We start from the raw sequence: 14,586 nt of genomic DNA on the forward strand, positions 1-14,586 counted from the left end.
CCGCATCATGCGCATCGGGCTGCTTCTTCTTAGCTGCCGCGTCGAGGGCCTGTAGTCCGTCAAGGGCCGGCTTCCCTCGCCGCGGGGACTGTGCTGCGCGCTGAATTTCGGGCGATCCGTGAGCGGGTCGTGAGCGGCAGCAGGCCGGCCGAGTCGGGTGACACCTCACCCCGACCCGCCCGCACCACGCATCACAGGAAGCCGAGACTCACCTCCATGACCGAGCAGAGTTCCGCCGCGCCCATCCACGCCGCCCGCGCCTTCGTCGACCGTGCGACCCCGATCACCGCCGCCTCGGTACGCCAGCAGGCGTCCGGGATGCGGCACGGCCGCTACCTGCCGTTCGGCACCGTCGACCTGCCGGACCGCACCTGGCCGAACCAGGTGATCACCAAGGCGCCGCGCTGGCTGTCCACCGACCTGCGGGACGGCAACCAGGCGCTGATCGACCCGATGTCGCCGGCCCGCAAGCGCAAGATGTTCGACCTGCTGGTGGCGATGGGCTACAAGGAGATCGAGGTCGGCTTCCCGTCGTCCGGGGCCACCGACCACGCCTTCGTGCGCTCGCTGATCGAGGAGGGGGCGATCCCGGAGGACGTCACCATCTCGGTGCTGACCCAGGCGCGCGAGGAACTGATCGAGAAGACCGTCGAGTCGCTGGTCGGGGCGCCGCGGGCGACCGTGCACCTGTACAACGCGACCGCGCCGCTGTTCCGCCGGGTGGTGTTCCGCAACGACCGGGCGGCCACGAAGGCGATCGCCGTCGACGGCACCCGGCTGGTGATGGAGTACGCGGAGAAGCTGCTGGGCGACGACACCGCCTTCGGCTACCAGTACTCGCCGGAGATCTTCGTCGACACCGAGCTGGACTTCGCGCTGGAGGTCTGCGAGGCGGTGATGGACGTCTGGCAGCCGGGCGAGGGCCGCGAGATCATCCTGAACCTGCCGGCCACCATCGAGCGGGCCACCCCCAACGTCCAGGCCGACCAGTTCGAGTGGATGTCGCGCAACCTGTCCCGTCGGGAGTTCGTCTGTCTGTCGGTGCACCCGCACAACGACCGGGGCACCGCCGTGGCCTCCGCCGAGCTGGCCTACATGGCCGGCGCCGACCGGATCGAGGGCTGCCTGTTCGGGCAGGGCGAGCGGACCGGCAACGTCGACCTGGTGACCCTGGGCATGAACCTGTTCTCGCAGGGCGTCGACCCGCAGATCGACTTCTCCGACATCGACGAGGTCCGCCGCACCGCCGAGTACTGCAACCAGATGGAGGTGCACCCGCGCCACCCGTACGCCGGTGACCTGGTGTACACCTCCTTCTCCGGCTCCCACCAGGACGCCATCAAGAAGGGCTTCGACGCCCTGGAGGCGGACGCCGCCGCCGCGGGCGTGCCGGTGGAGCAGCACACCTGGGGCGTGCCGTACCTGCCGATCGACCCGAAGGACGTCGGCCGCACCTACGAGGCGGTCATCCGGGTCAACAGCCAGTCCGGCAAGGGCGGTGTGGCGTACGTCCTGAAGAACGACCACAAGCTGGACCTGCCGCGCCGGATGCAGATCGAGTTCTCCCGGATCATCCAGGCCAAGACCGACGCCGAGGGCGGCGAGGTCACCCCGGCGGAGATCTGGCGGGTGTTCGAGGACGAGTACCTGCCCACCACGGGCAACCCGTGGGGCCGGATCTCGCTGACCGGTTCGCGCACCCTGACCACCGAGGACGGCCGGGACGCGCTGACCGCCCACGCGGTGGTGGACGGGGCGACGGTCAGCCTGGCCGGTACCGGCAACGGCCCGGTCTCGGCGTTCGCGGACGCGCTGGCGCAGATCGGCGTGGACGTCCGGGTGCTGGACTACGCGGAGCACGCGCTGAGCGAGGGCGGCGACGCCCAGGCCGCCGCGTACGTGGAGTGCGCGGTGGACGGCCGGGTGCTGTGGGGCGTCGGGATCGACAGCAACACCGTGCTGGCCTCGCTGAAGGCGATGATCAGCGCTGTCAACCGGGCGCAGCGCGGTTAGTTCGTACGGGTAAAAGTGGTCGGGCCGTCCCCTGCGGGGCGGCCCGGCGGCGTTCCCGGACGTCGCGGGGCGGCCGTCCGGCCGGAGGTGCCCCGGCTGTGTCCTGCGCCACATTTTTTGCCGGATCGGGCCGTTCGAGGTACTGACACGTGTCGGCAACCGTGGCAACATCGTCCCACCGGTAAGCCGGGTCGGTGGGACGGCCCGGTGGCCGGTCGCGTGACCTGCCCATTGTTGTGCAGGCCGCCTGCCATGTCTGGGGAGTGGCGCCGTGACAGGGATGTGGGGTGTTCGCCCGCGGTGGCGGACTGATGTTCTCGGTGACTTCTTCTGCCCGGGCTGCGGCGGGGACCGCAACTACCGCCGGCAACACGGCCGGCGGTGGCTGCGGCTGCTGGGGACCCCGGTGCTTCCGCTCGGACCGGTGATCGGCAGCGTGCAGTGCACCAGCTGCCACGGCCGGTTCGGGGTGGAGAGCCTGGAGCAGCCCACCTGCGTGCGCCTGGGCGGGATGCTGCGCGACGCGCAGTACACCGTCGCGCTGGCGATGCTGGCGGCCGGTGGCACCGCCCACCGGGCGGCCCGCGAGGCGGCCTGCGGGGCGGTCCGGGACGCCGGCTTCGAGGACTGCGGCGAGGCGCAGGTGCTGGCGGCACTGGCCGCGATGTCCGGCCTCGGCGGCGAACTGTACGACGCGCACGGCATGTCGGGCGGGCTGGCCGTGGAACTGCACGCGGCCCTGGAGCCGCTGGCCCCGCACCTGGCCCGGCCCGGCCGGGAGCGGCTGCTGCTGCAGGGGGCGGCGATCGCCCTGGCCGACGGCCGTTACCGGCCGCAGGAGCGGGAGGCGCTGGCCGCGATCGGGCGATGTCTGGACCTGCCGCACGCGCGGGTCGGGGCGCTGCTGGAGGCGGCGACCCGGGCGCCGTACTAGCGCTCCGCTCCTGCCCGGTCTCCCCGGTTCTGCTGTTCCTCCTGTTCTCCCGGTGTTCTTCCTGTTCTCCCGGTCCTTCTCCATCGCTCTTCGGTCTCCCGGTCCTCCGACGGAGCCTCCCGCCGGACACCCGACCCCCGCTCCTCCGTCGGAACCTCTCCCCCCAGACCCCCACAACCGGGCCCTTCCGCCCCCGGCTCCCGGCCGGTGGCGTCCCCACGGCCGGGGCCCGCCGTGACCCGCACCGCTCGGCAGGCCCCCACGGCCCCGGTGCGGGCACACGGCTGTCCGAGGCTGGGGGACAATGGTGGGATGTCCACACTGTTCCAGGGCCGCCGCGGCGGTGAGGCGGGCGCATGAGTCTCTTCCGCGACGACGGCGTGGTGCTCCGGGCGCAGAAGCTCGGCGAGGCGGACCGGATCATCACCCTCCTCACCCGCCACCACGGCAAGGTGCGCGCGGTGGCGCGCGGGGTGCGCAAGACCAAGTCGAAGTTCGGCGCGCGCCTGGAGCCGTTCTCGCACGTGGACGTGCAGTTCTTCAGCCGCAACAGCGAACTGATCGGCCGCGGCCTGCCGCTCTGCACCCAGGTGGAGACGATCGCCCCGTACGGCGGCTCGATCGTCACCGACTACGGCCGGTACACCGCGGGGACGGCCATGCTGGAGACGGCGGAACGGTTCGCCGAGAACGAGGGCCAGCCGGCCGTCCAGCAGTACCTGCTGCTGGTCGGCGGTCTGCGCACACTGGCCGCCGGGCTGCACGAGTCCCACCTGGTGCTGGACGCCTTCCTGCTGCGGTCGCTCGCGGTCAACGGGTACGGCGCGACCTTCGACGACTGCGCCAAGTGCGGGATGGAGGGACCCAACCGGTTCTTCTCGCTCCAGGCCGGCGGCGTGCTCTGCCCGGACTGCCGCGTGCCCGGATGTGCCGTACCCTCCCCTGAGACACTGGTACTGCTCGGCGCGTTGTTGTCAGGGGACTGGCAGACGGCGGACGCCTGCGAGCCGAGGTACTGGCGGGAAGGCAGCGGACTGGTCGCGGCCTATCTGCAGTGGCACCTGGAGCGGGGTATCCGCTCGATGAGATACGTGGAGAAGTGAGCACATGGCAGCGCGACGGCTCTTCGGCGGCGGCAAGCAGAGGGAGTACCTCCCCCCGACCCCGCACCCCAGCGGCGCCCGGCCCCCGAAGATCCCCGGAGAGCTCGTCCCGGGCCACGTCGCGATCGTCATGGACGGAAACGGCCGCTGGGCCAAGGAGCGCGGGCTGCCCCGCACCGAGGGCCACAAGGTCGGCGAGTCCGTCGTGCTGGACGTGCTCAAGGGCGCGATCGAGCTCGGAGTGAAGAACATCTCGCTGTACGCGTTCTCCACCGAGAACTGGAAGCGCTCACCCGACGAGGTGAAGTTCCTGATGAACTTCAACCGCGACGTCATCCACCGCCGCCGCGACGAGATGGACGCGATGGGCGTGCGGGTGCGCTGGGCCGGCCGGATGCCCAAGCTGTGGAAGAGCGTCGTCCAGGAGCTCCAGGTCGCCGAGGAGCAGACCAAGGACAACGACGCCGTCACGCTGTACATGTGCGTCAACTACGGCGGCCGGGCCGAGATCGCGGACGCCGCGGCGGCGATCGCGGCCGATGTCGCGGCGGGCCGGCTGGACCCGAAGAAGGTCAACGAGAAGACCCTCACCAAGTACCTGTACCACCCGGACATGCCGGACGTGGACCTGTTCCTGCGCCCCAGTGGCGAGCAGCGGACGTCGAACTTCCTGCTCTGGCAGTCGGCCTACGCCGAGTTCGTGTTCCAGGACGTGCTCTGGCCGGACTTCGACCGCCGTGACCTGTGGCGGGCCTGCGAGCAGTACGCGATGCGCGACCGCCGGTTCGGCGGGGCGATCCCGAACGAGGCGCCGGCGGAGCTGGTCACCGAGGTGCCGGCGCAGCGCTGAGCCGCCGCGTTCGGCGCCGGAGCGGCGGCGTTCGGCGTGGCGACGGGTCGGCGCGGTGTCCGTGCGGTGTGGCGTTGGTGCGGTGTGGCGTCGCTGCGGTGCGGTGTTGCGTCGGTCCGGCGTGGTGTCCGCGTGCGGAGAAGGGCCCGCGGGGGTTGATCCCCACGGGCCCTTCGGCGTACCGGTGCTCAGACCTTCGCGGCGCACTCCGCGCAGGTGCCGAAGATCTCCAGGGTGTGCGCGATGTCGCTGAACCCGTGTTCGGCGGCGACCGAGTTGGCCCAGCGCTCGACGGCCGGACCCTCGACCTCGACGGTGGCGCCGCACTGGCGGCAGACCAGGTGGTGGTGGTGCCCGCTGCTGCACCGGCGGTAGACGGCCTCACCGTCGGCGGTGCGCAGGACGTCCACCTCGCCGGCGTCGGCGAGCGACTGGAGCGTCCGGTAGACGGTGGTCAGACCGACCGAGTCCCCCCGGTGCTTCAGCATGTCGTGGAGCTCCTGGGCACTGCGGAAGTCCTCGATCTCGTCCAGGACCGCCGAGACGGCGGCGCGCTGCCGGGTCGATCGGGCTCGCGGCGACGGGCCTGCGGTGGTCACCGTGGGTCCTCCTGCTGGTGTGGGCGAATGGCACCTCATTGTGCCAGCCCCGCACTGGGCGCCGGAGTGCTCGCCTCGACCCGCTCCGGGCCGGGCAGCCGGACGTCGCAGACCTGCGGTCCGTTCTCCGCGGTGTCGCGGTGGCGGCGGCGGGCGAGGGGGGCGGCGATCGCGCCGAACACCGCGAACACGACGATGGCCAGCAGCACGATGGCCGGGCCGGAGGGCACGTCCAGCTGGTAGGAGCCGGTGACGCCGGCCAGGGCGACCAGCACGCCGACCGCGATCGAGCCGGCCTGGGTGGCGGCGAAGGAGCGGGTGAGCTGCTGGGCGGCCGCGACCGGAACCACCATCAGGGCGCTGACCAGCAGCAGTCCGACCACCCGCATGGCGACGGTGACGGTGACCGCGGCCATCACCGCGAGCAGCAGGTTGAGCAGCCGCACCGGGACGCCGGTGACCCGGGCGAAGTCCTCGTCCTGGCAGATCGCGAACAGCTGGCGGCGCAGGCCCAGGGTGACGGCGACGACGACGGCGCCGAGCGCGCCGATGGTGGCAAGGTCGGCGGGGGAGACGGTCAGGATGGAGCCCCAGAGGTAGCTCTCCAGCGAACCGGCGCCGGCCTGGGCGGACTTGGAGACGAGCAGCTTGCCGCAGGCCATGCCGCCGTAGAAGAGCATCGCGAGGGCGATGTCGCCGCGCTGGTTGCCGCGCGCGCGGACCAGCTCCATGGTGACGGCGCCGAGCACGCAGACCGCCACGGCCATCCAGACCGGGCTGGTCTGGAAGATGAAGCCGAGGCCGACACCGGTCATCGCGACATGGCCCATGCCGTCGCCCATCAGCGCCTGGCGCCGCTGCACCAGGTAGATGCCGACGGCCGGGGCGGTGATGCCGACCAGCACGGCGGCGATCAGTGCCCGCTGCATGAAGTCGTAGCTGAGCATCTCGGTCATGACAGCAGTCCCCGGGGTCGGTCGTGTTCGTGGCCGTGGTCGGCGTGCGGATGGACGTGGTCGTGGCCCGGCAGGGCGTGCAGACCGGTGTTGGGAACGGGCGGGCCGTCGTGCGCGACGCAGCCGTCGCGCAGCACCACGGCCCGGTCGATCAACGGCTCCAGCGGCCCGAGCTCGTGCAGCACCAGCAGGACGGCGGCGCCGCGCGCGACCTCGGCGCGCAGGGTGTCGGCGAGCACCTGCTGGCTGGCGGCGTCCACCCCGGCCATCGGCTCGTCCATGATCAGCAGATCGGGGGCGCCGGCCAGCGCGCGGGCGATCAGCACCCGCTGCTGCTGGCCGCCGGAGAGGTCGGCGACCCCGTCCCGGGCCCGGTCGAGCATGCCGACGGCGGCCAGCGCGCGGTCCACGGCGGCGCGGTCCGCGCGGCGGAAGGGCAGCAGCCGGTGCAGCGGCAGCCGGCCGGTGGAGACGACCTCCCGGACGGTGGCCGGGACGCCGGAGGCGGCGGTGGTGCGCTGCGGCACGTAGCCGATCCGGTGCCAGGCGCGGAACCGGGCGAGCGGGGTGCCGAACAGTTCGAGCGTGCCGCGCTCCAGCGGGACGGCCCCGGTCACGGCCTTGACGGTGGTGGACTTGCCGGAGCCGTTGGCGCCGAGCAGGGCGACCACCTCGCCGGGGCGGACGGTGAGGTCGACGCCGCGCAGCACCGGCCGTCCGCCGCGCGAGGCGACGGCGTCGTGGAGGCGGACGGCCGGGGGCGCCGGGTGGGCCGGGGGTACCGGGGGTGCCGAGGAGGTCATGTCGGTGGTCCCGTCAGCTGGTGGGTGCGGCGGGGGCGGTCGGTGCGGTCGACGCGTCGGCGGGGGCGGGGGCGGCCGGTGCGTCGGCGCCGAGGGCGGTCCGCAGGTTGGCGAGGTTCTGCCGCATGACCGAGAGGTAGTCGTCCTTGGCCGGGTCCTTGACGCCCTCCAGCGGGTCGAGGACGGCGGTCCTGAGGCCGAGGTCCTTGGCTACGGTGTCGGCGAGCTTGGGGCTGACCAGGGTCTCGAAGAAGATCGTGGTGACGCCGTTCTCCTTGGCGGCCTTCTGGACGTCGGCGAGGCGGGCCGGGGTGGGCTCGGACTCGGGGTCGACGCCGTTGATGGCGACCTGGGTGAGGCCGTAAGCCCCGGCGAGGTAGCCGAAGGCGGCGTGGCTGGTGACGAAGGTGCGGCTCCGGACGTCCTTCAGGCCGTCCTTGAACTCCTGGTCCAGGGCGGTGAGCCGGCCGACCAGCTCGTCGGTGTTCTTCCGGTAGTCCTCGGCGTGGGCCGGGTCGGCCTTGGCGAACTCGGCGCCGACGCTCCTGGCCACGGCCGCGTAGCGGGTCGGGTCGAGCCAGATGTGCGGGTCGCCGGCGGCCCCGTCGTGGTCGTGGCCGTCGTGCCGGTCGCCGCTGTGCCCGTCGCCGCCGTGGTCGTGCCCGTCGCCCTCGGTGTGGCCCTCGGCGAGGTGGTGGTCCTCCAGCGGGGCGGCCGCGGTGGCGTCGATCTTGTGCTTGGCGCCGGAGCCGGCGACCGCCTTGTCGACGGTGGGCTGCAGGCCCTTGAGGTAGACGATCGCGTCGGCCTTCTTGACCGTTCCGACCTGCTTGGCGGTGAGTTCGAGGTCGTGCGGCTCGACGCCGGCGGCGGTGAGGTCGGTGACCTTCACGTGCTCGCCGCCGATCCGGTCGGCGAGGAACTCCATCGGGTAGAAGGACGCGACGACGTTCAGCTTGCCCTCCGCGCCCTGGGTGCCGCCACTGCTGCCGCAGGCCGTCAGGGTGAGGCCGGCGGTGAGGGCGGTGGCGGTCAGGGCTATGGCGCCGCGAGTACGTCGTCGGATCATCATGACAACCATTCTCAGATTAGATGGAAATGATTGTCAAATCACTCGGACGGGTGAACGGGTGGTGACGGTGAGTGGGCCGGTGCCGGAGATACCGATTTGAATCCCGTACCCATATGGCCGGTAACCTGAGGTATTCGGGTACGCGCAACCAGCCGTGCCCTGACCGTGCCGTACGTACTGAAGAGAGCACTGTGGCAGCCGACAAGATCGAGACGATCGTCAGCCTGAGCAAGCGCCGTGGCTTCGTCTACCCCTGCAGCGAGATCTACGGCGGCACCCGTGCCGCCTGGGACTACGGTCCGCTGGGCGTCGAACTCAAGGAGAACATCAAGCGCCAGTGGTGGCGCGCGATGGTGCAGGCCCGTGAGGACGTCGTGGGACTCGACTCGTCGGTGATCCTGGCCCGTGAGGTCTGGGAGGCGTCCGGCCACGTCAAGACCTTCAACGACCCGCTGACCGAGTGCCTCTCCTGCCACAAGCGCCACCGGGCCGACCACCTGGAGGAGAAGTACGAGGCCAAGCACGGCTTCCCGCCGCCGAACGGCCTCCAGGACGTGAACTGCCCGGACTGCGGCGTCAAGGGCCAGTTCACCGAGCCCAAGGACTTCTCGGGCATGCTGAAGACCCACCTCGGTGTCACCGAGGAGGCGAGCGGCCTGGCCTACCTGCGCCCGGAGACCGCCCAGGGCATCTTCACCAACTTCAAGGCCGTCCAGACCACCTCGCGCAAGAAGCCGCCGTTCGGCATCGCCCAGGTCGGCAAGAGCTTCCGCAACGAGATCACCCCCGGCAACTTCATCTTCCGGACCCGTGAGTTCGAGCAGATGGAGATGGAGTTCTTCGTCAAGCCGGGCGAGGACGAGCAGTGGCACGAGTACTGGCTCCAGCAGCGCTGGGACTGGTACGTCGGCCTCGGCCTGCGCACCGACAACATGCGCCTGTTCGAGCACCCGAAGGAGAAGCTCTCCCACTACGCCAAGCGCACGGTGGACATCGAGTACCGCTTCAACTTCGGCGGCACCGAGTTCTCCGAGCTGGAGGGCATCGCCAACCGCACCGACTACGACCTGACGGTTCACAGCGAGGCCTCCGGCCAGGACCTCAAGTACTTCGACCAGGAGTCCGGCGAGCGGTACTTCCCGTACGTCATCGAGCCGGCGGCCGGCCTCAACCGCGCCATGCTGGCCTTCCTGATCGACGCCTACTTCGAGGACGAGGCGCCGAACGCCAAGGGCGTCATGGAGAAGCGCGTCGGCATGCGGCTCGACCCGCGGCTGGCCCCGGTCAAGGTCGCGGTGCTGCCGCTGTCGCGCAACGCCGACCTCTCGCCGAAGGCCCGCGGCCTGGCCGCCGACCTGCGCACCGCCTGGAACGTCGAGTTCGACGACGCCGGTGCCATCGGCAAGCGCTACCGCCGCCAGGACGAGATCGGCACGCCGTTCTGCGTGACGGTCGACTTCGACACCCTGGAGGACAACGCGGTGACCGTGCGCGAGCGCGACACCATGGCGCAGGAGCGCGTCTCGCTCGACCAGGTGAAGTCCTACCTGGCGGCGCGACTCATCGGCTGCTGACGTCGGCGGGCCCGGCGCCCGCGGTCTTCCGTGCGGACCCCCGTTCGCCCCGGTTCCCCGGGGCGGGCGGGGGTCCGGCGTTGTGTGGGGGCGCCGTTGTCTGCGGCGCTGCTTGCTGCGCTGGTGTCTCCTGCGCTGCTGTCTCCTGGGGTGCCGCTTCCTGGGTCTCCGTGTTCTGGGTGTCCGCTTCCCGGGTTTCCGCTTCGGGGTCCGGTCGAGGTGATGATCGGCTAGTCTCCGCTCCGGGCCGTCGGACCGGCCCCGGCTACGGGGAGGTTGGGATGGCGGATCCGTGGACGATCGCGTCGGGTGTCGGTGCCCTGGCATCGGTCGCGGGAGCCTGGGCGGTCTACCGGGGACAGACTCGGCAGGTGGACTTCGAGCTGGCCCGGACCCTCCACCTCGACCTGACGAGCGGTGAAGTGGCCCTGGCCCGCTACGTCCTGGTGGCCTTCCGTCGTGGGCAGCAGCCGTACGGACCCGAGGTGCTCGCGGCCTACTTCACGATGCTGTGGTGCTTCGAGCGTGTCCTCCAGGGCCGACGGTCCATGATCCGGTCGCCGCTCGACCGGGTACGCCGCAGCTCTCCCGTGCGCTTCCTCGACGAAGCCCTCGCCATGCATGTGGCGAGCTGGGAGCGGAACCTGCCGGAGATCCGGCTGCGGCTGAACCGGGCCCTGGCCGAGGTTCACGGCGACGAGCTGCGCGACCGGGGTCTCTCCGCCAAGTTCGAGGCGCTCGCCGGGGCGCTGCGCTCGGCCGGGGTCATGCCGACGCCGGCCCCCGTGGCCCTTCCCCCGCAGGGGGAGTCCGCCCCGGCCTCGTGAGGGGGCGCCGGGAGGGGCGGACAGCGGACACAGGGCCGGCTCGGGACGGCCCGCGACTCGGCGCCTGGTGGGTGTGGGGCTGAGCGGTGGTGGGCCCGGGACTCAGCGGCGGCCCCAGCGGGAGCGGGGACGGGTGGTCGGGGTGGTGGGGAGACCGGCGGTACGGAGCGCGGCGAGGGTGGTGCGGTGCTGCCCGGGGTCCGCGAGCAGAGGCGTGAGCAGCGCCTCGTAGAGGTCGGTCCGACCGGCCAGCGCGCCGGCCAGCCGGACCAGTTCGGCGGGCGGGCGCAGTGTCGCCAGCTCGCCCAGCAACAGGGCGGGCAGCGGCGCGGGGAGCGTGGTGGCCAGCGCGGTGAGGTCGCCGGTGGGACGTCCTGCGGCCTGACGCAGCAGGGTCCGGGCGTCGGTGGCGCGGTCCGCCTGGTGGAGGGCGGTGGCGAGGGCGGCCAGCTCGGCGGTCGGGGCGGAGCCCCATTCCCAGAGCAGGGTGGCGCCGTCGGCGTGCTGCCCGGCCCGCTCCAACCCGTCCAGCAGGGCCGGCAGGTCGGCGGCGGGGCAGGAGCGCAGCGCGTTGAACAGTTCCCCGGCCTCCTCGGCCAGCCCGGCCCGGCGCAGCTCTGCGAGGGTGGCGGCGGCGTGGTGGGGGCTGCCGTGGACGGCGCTGCGGGCGAGGGGGAGGGAGGCGCCGGCCGGTCCCCGGTGGGCGAGCCGGGCGGCCAGCGCGGCGGTGTCCTCCGGGGTGAGGTGCTCGGCGGCCTGGCCGAGGATGTCGGCGGCCTCGGCCGGTGACGTCTTCCGGTACAGGCCGGCGATGCGCTCGGCGAGGGCGGCGAGTTCACCGGGGGTGCGGTGGCGCAGGGGTGCCGGCGCCGGTGAGGGCCCGGGCCCGGGCTCGGGCTCGGGTGAGGGCGAGGGTGCGGGGCCGGCGGGCGTGCGGTGGGGGCTGTCGTCGACCGGGGCTCGGCGGGCGTCGTGGCGGACGTGCTGCCGGGCGTCGTGGTGGACATCGCCGTGGACGGCGTCCGGTATGCCGTCCGGGGTGTGCGCGCCGGTCCCGGGCCGTTCCCCGCCCCCGGCCCTCGGTGACGGCTGCCGCAGGTGCTCCTCCAGGGCCTTCAGCCGGTCGCTCAGTTCCAGGCAGCGTGCGCCCAGCCCCTCGCGCAGCGTCCGTGCCTGGGTCAGCTGCCGCAGTAGTTCACCGTCCACCCGCTGCCGGTCGGGCAACGATCGGACGGCTTCGTCGAGCCGTCGCTCGCGTTGCACCGCGTACTGTCTGGCGCGCAGTAATTCGTCCAACTGGGACCTGAGTTCGAGAGCGTCCTGCTCGCTCGCACCGATGCCCGTGTCCGGGACGAGGGGCTGTTCCGTGTGCCGTGTACGCATGATCACCGCAACCTGTCCAACTTGGCCCTGACGGCCAGTCATCCTGGCGTTGGAATGCGGCGCTGGAGTTACGGCAGTGCGTCCACAGTCTTGCGAGTGGTGTCCGGGGGCGCACGGGGCGCACGGATCGTGAGCGACCCGGCGTGCGCTTGCTACCCGTGCGCCTCCCGGTCGGAGACGCCGGTCCGGCTCAGTGCTCGGTCGCGGCGAGCCGGGCGCGGGCCTCCATGAGGGCGAAGCCGAGCAGGTTCTCGCCGCGCCATTCGGCGGGTCGCTCGGCGCGCTCGTTCTCCGCGCCGAGGCCGATGCCCCAGATCCGGTCGAGCGGGCTGGCCTCCACCAGGACCCGCCGGGAGGTCGACAGCAGATAGTCGCGGAGTCCGGCGTGGCCGCCGAACTTGGCGACGTTGCCCGTGACCACCAGTTCGAAGCGGCCCGCACGCCAGACGGCGTCGTCGAAGCCGCGGACCTGGCGGCCCAGCTTCTTGGCCTCGCCGGCGCTCGGCGCGGCCAGGATCAGGGCGAGCGTCCTGCTGTCGTCGAACATCCGGGCCTTGCCCGCCATCATCCAGTGCTCGGCGGTGCGGTACTCGACGCCGTCGACGGCGAACGGGTGGTCGGGCCACCACTGGCTCAGCACGCCGGGGCCGAACGACCCGTCCTGCTGCGGCTGGTGTCCCCAGAACATCAGCCACTTGGCCCGGGCGCCGGCCGCCACGGCCGCGGTCAGGGCGGCGCGGTCACGGGTGTCGGCGGGGTCGGTCGTGCGTTCGTCGCTCATATCGTCATGCTGACACGAAGGGGTTCGGTGGGGCGAGCGGGTTTACAGTCGGCCTCTTCGGGCCCCTCGCGTTCGTGGGTTCCTCGGGTTCGTGGGTTCCTCGGGTTCGTGGGTTCCTCGGGGTCCTCCTGTCCGTCGGATGTCGGGCCGGGCGGCGTGTCTGATCGGCAGCGAGGTCGCAGGCCTGAAATGAAGGGGGCCCCGGCGCAGTTGTCGGTGGGGTCGTCACCTTCCGCCTTCCGCCAGAGGAGCCGAAATGTCCCAGCCGTCCGAGACCTCCCCCGCCGTGCGTGAGCTCCGCCTGGTGGTCACGGCAGCCGATTACGAGCAGGCGCTGCACTTCTACCGAGATGTCCTCGGCCTTCCCGAACGCGCCGCCTTCGCTTCGCCCGGCGGGCGGGTCACCATCCTGGAGGCCGGTCGCGCGACCCTGGAGATCGCCGATCCGGGCCAGGCCGACTTCATCGACGAGGTCGAGGTCGGTCGACGTGTCGCCGGCCACCTCCGGGTCGCCTTCCAGGTCGACGACTCCGCCACCACCACCGCCGAACTCGCCGCCGCCGGCGCCGAGGTGATCGCCGAACCCGTCCGCACTCCCTGGAACTCCCTCAACTCCCGCCTCGAAGCGCCCGGAGGCCTCCAGCTCACCCTGTTCACCGAACTCGGCGACGGCGGCGGGATCGGCGACCCGGCCGCGGAGTGACCTCCACCCGCGCCGGGGTGAATCCTTTCCGGGGGTCGCCGCCTCTTATGGACGGCTCCGGTGAGGACCGGGGCGGACGAGGAGGTTGTGACGATGGTCTGGGCGGCTGTGGCGGTCGGTGTGCTGCTGGTCGGGGCGTGCAGCGTGACGGTGCTGCGGAAGTGGGGGCGGCGGCGTGGCTGAGGTGCGGGAGTGGCCGGGGAGTTCGGTGGTTGCCGCGGCTCAGGACGGTGATGTGGAGGCGATCGCCGCGCTGGTCTCGGGAGCGCATCCGCATGTGCGGCGGTTCGCGCGGTCGCTCTGCGCCACGCCGGAGGACGCCGAGGACGCGGCGCAGGAGGCGCTGATCATCCTCTATCGCAAGATCGGGATGCTGCGGGCGACCGGGGCGCTGGCCTCGTGGATGTTCCGCATCGTGCGGAACGAGTGCCTGCGGCGAGCGCGTTCGGCGCTGGGGGAGCGTCCGGCGATCGGGGTGACCCCGTACCGGTCGGCCGAGGACGAGGTGCTGGGACGGCTGGAGGCCGGGCGGGTGGCGGAGGCGATCGCGGCGTTGCCGGAGGATCAGCGACGGGTGCTGGTCATGCGGGACGTCCAGGGGCTCGGCGGGCGGACGGTCGCCGATGCGTTGGGGCTGAGCACCGCGGCCATGAAGTCGCGGTTGCACCGGGCGCGGGCGGCGGTCCGGGCGGCCGCGGTGGGAGGGGAGTGGTGAAGGCCGGCGCTTCGGGTTACGCCGGCCGGACGGTGGCGGGGCACCTGCTGCGGGGTGGGGTCGGGTTCGGCGCGCTGGTGGGGGCGTTCGTGCTGCTGCCGTTCGCCGGTCCGGTGGCGCTGCTCCTGGTGCCGCTCGGGCTGGTCGCCCTGCGCGGGTGTCCGACCTGCTGGGTGATCGGACTGCTGGAGGCGGTGTCGCGGGGGCGGCTGCGGCGTGAGTGTGTCGACGGGCGGTGCGAGCTGCGCCCCGCCGGGGCGGAGTAGGCCCGGT

General features: G+C 72.2%; 15 protein-coding genes. 9 read left to right on the forward strand and 6 right to left on the reverse strand.

Annotated elements, in window-relative coordinates:
* Nucleotides 1-216 precede the first annotated feature (216 nt).
* The 4 genes from leuA (at nucleotide 217) to BLU95_RS26110 (ending at nucleotide 4,900) form a co-directional block, all read left to right on the forward strand.
* Complete coding sequence (gene leuA, locus BLU95_RS26095; RefSeq protein WP_093862116.1) at nucleotides 217-2,013, forward strand: 2-isopropylmalate synthase; 1,797 nt, start codon at nucleotides 217-219, stop codon at nucleotides 2,011-2,013.
* 424 nt (nucleotides 2,014-2,437) lie between these two features.
* Nucleotides 2,438-2,947 (forward strand): TerB family tellurite resistance protein, encoded by a 510-nt coding sequence (locus BLU95_RS26100; RefSeq protein ID WP_231977784.1) that lies wholly within the window; start codon nucleotides 2,438-2,440, stop codon nucleotides 2,945-2,947.
* Nucleotides 2,948-3,303: 356 nt separating this feature from the next.
* A complete protein-coding gene (gene recO, locus BLU95_RS26105; protein ID WP_030395788.1) occupies nucleotides 3,304-4,050 on the forward strand; it encodes a DNA repair protein RecO in 747 nt (248 codons plus the stop codon).
* Nucleotides 4,051-4,054: 4 nt separating this feature from the next.
* Nucleotides 4,055-4,900 carry an isoprenyl transferase gene (locus BLU95_RS26110; protein ID WP_093862118.1) on the forward strand — a complete coding sequence of 282 codons (846 nt, stop codon included), beginning with the start codon at nucleotides 4,055-4,057 and terminating at the stop codon, nucleotides 4,898-4,900.
* Between the two features lie 188 nt (nucleotides 4,901-5,088).
* On the opposite strand, the gene BLU95_RS26115 is transcribed toward BLU95_RS26110, so the two are convergent.
* From BLU95_RS26115 to BLU95_RS26130, 4 genes are read right to left on the reverse strand one after another with little or no spacing between them, the layout of a single operon-like run.
* Complete coding sequence (locus tag BLU95_RS26115) at nucleotides 5,089-5,499, reverse strand: Fur family transcriptional regulator (protein ID WP_045938470.1); 411 nt, start codon at nucleotides 5,497-5,499, stop codon at nucleotides 5,089-5,091.
* A gap of 35 nt (nucleotides 5,500-5,534) precedes the next feature.
* Nucleotides 5,535-6,455 carry a metal ABC transporter permease gene (locus BLU95_RS26120; protein WP_093862119.1) on the reverse strand — a complete coding sequence of 307 codons (921 nt, stop codon included), beginning with the start codon at nucleotides 6,453-6,455 and terminating at the stop codon, nucleotides 5,535-5,537.
* Nucleotides 6,452-7,258, reverse strand: a complete 807-nt coding sequence (locus BLU95_RS26125) for a metal ABC transporter ATP-binding protein (RefSeq protein WP_093862120.1) — start codon at nucleotides 7,256-7,258, stop codon at nucleotides 6,452-6,454. Before BLU95_RS26125 ends, BLU95_RS26120 begins: the two co-directional genes overlap by 4 nt.
* 13 nt (nucleotides 7,259-7,271) lie before the next feature.
* Nucleotides 7,272-8,330 (reverse strand): metal ABC transporter substrate-binding protein, encoded by a 1,059-nt coding sequence (locus BLU95_RS26130; RefSeq protein ID WP_093862121.1) that lies wholly within the window; start codon nucleotides 8,328-8,330, stop codon nucleotides 7,272-7,274.
* A gap of 191 nt (nucleotides 8,331-8,521) precedes the next feature.
* Between BLU95_RS26130 and BLU95_RS26135 the strand changes: the two genes are divergently transcribed.
* Together BLU95_RS26135 and BLU95_RS26140 are read left to right on the forward strand one after the other, a co-directional pair.
* Nucleotides 8,522-9,904 carry a glycine--tRNA ligase gene (locus tag BLU95_RS26135; RefSeq protein ID WP_093862122.1) on the forward strand — a complete coding sequence of 461 codons (1,383 nt, stop codon included), beginning with the start codon at nucleotides 8,522-8,524 and terminating at the stop codon, nucleotides 9,902-9,904.
* Nucleotides 9,905-10,275: 371 nt separating this feature from the next.
* Complete coding sequence (locus BLU95_RS26140; protein WP_159424998.1) at nucleotides 10,276-10,731, forward strand: hypothetical protein; 456 nt, start codon at nucleotides 10,276-10,278, stop codon at nucleotides 10,729-10,731.
* Between the two features lie 102 nt (nucleotides 10,732-10,833).
* On the opposite strand, the gene BLU95_RS45235 is transcribed toward BLU95_RS26140, so the two are convergent.
* Entirely contained in the window at nucleotides 10,834-12,114 is a 1,281-nt protein-coding gene (locus tag BLU95_RS45235) for a hypothetical protein (RefSeq protein ID WP_159424999.1), read from the reverse strand.
* Nucleotides 12,115-12,304: 190 nt separating this feature from the next.
* Entirely contained in the window at nucleotides 12,305-12,895 is a 591-nt protein-coding gene (ybiA, locus tag BLU95_RS26150) for a riboflavin biosynthesis intermediates N-glycosidase (RefSeq protein WP_093862125.1), read from the reverse strand.
* Between the two features lie 256 nt (nucleotides 12,896-13,151).
* Between ybiA and BLU95_RS26155 the strand changes: the two genes are divergently transcribed.
* The 3 genes from BLU95_RS26155 to BLU95_RS26165 all read left to right on the forward strand — a co-directional run bounded on the left by BLU95_RS26155 (nucleotide 13,152) and on the right by BLU95_RS26165 (nucleotide 14,579).
* Nucleotides 13,152-13,598: a VOC family protein gene (locus tag BLU95_RS26155; RefSeq protein WP_093862126.1), complete on the forward strand. Its 447-nt coding sequence runs from the start codon at nucleotides 13,152-13,154 to the stop codon at nucleotides 13,596-13,598.
* A gap of 235 nt (nucleotides 13,599-13,833) precedes the next feature.
* A complete protein-coding gene (locus BLU95_RS26160; RefSeq protein ID WP_231977785.1) occupies nucleotides 13,834-14,313 on the forward strand; it encodes an RNA polymerase sigma factor in 480 nt (159 codons plus the stop codon).
* The gene (locus BLU95_RS26165; RefSeq protein ID WP_173862127.1) at nucleotides 14,310-14,579 is read left to right on the forward strand and encodes a hypothetical protein; all 270 of its coding nucleotides are present in this window, start codon (nucleotides 14,310-14,312) and stop codon (nucleotides 14,577-14,579) included. Before BLU95_RS26160 ends, BLU95_RS26165 begins: the two co-directional genes overlap by 4 nt.
* Nucleotides 14,580-14,586 lie beyond the last annotated feature (7 nt).

The organism is Streptomyces sp. TLI_053, from assembly GCF_900105395.1.
Lineage (GTDB): Bacteria > Actinomycetota > Actinomycetes > Streptomycetales > Streptomycetaceae > Kitasatospora.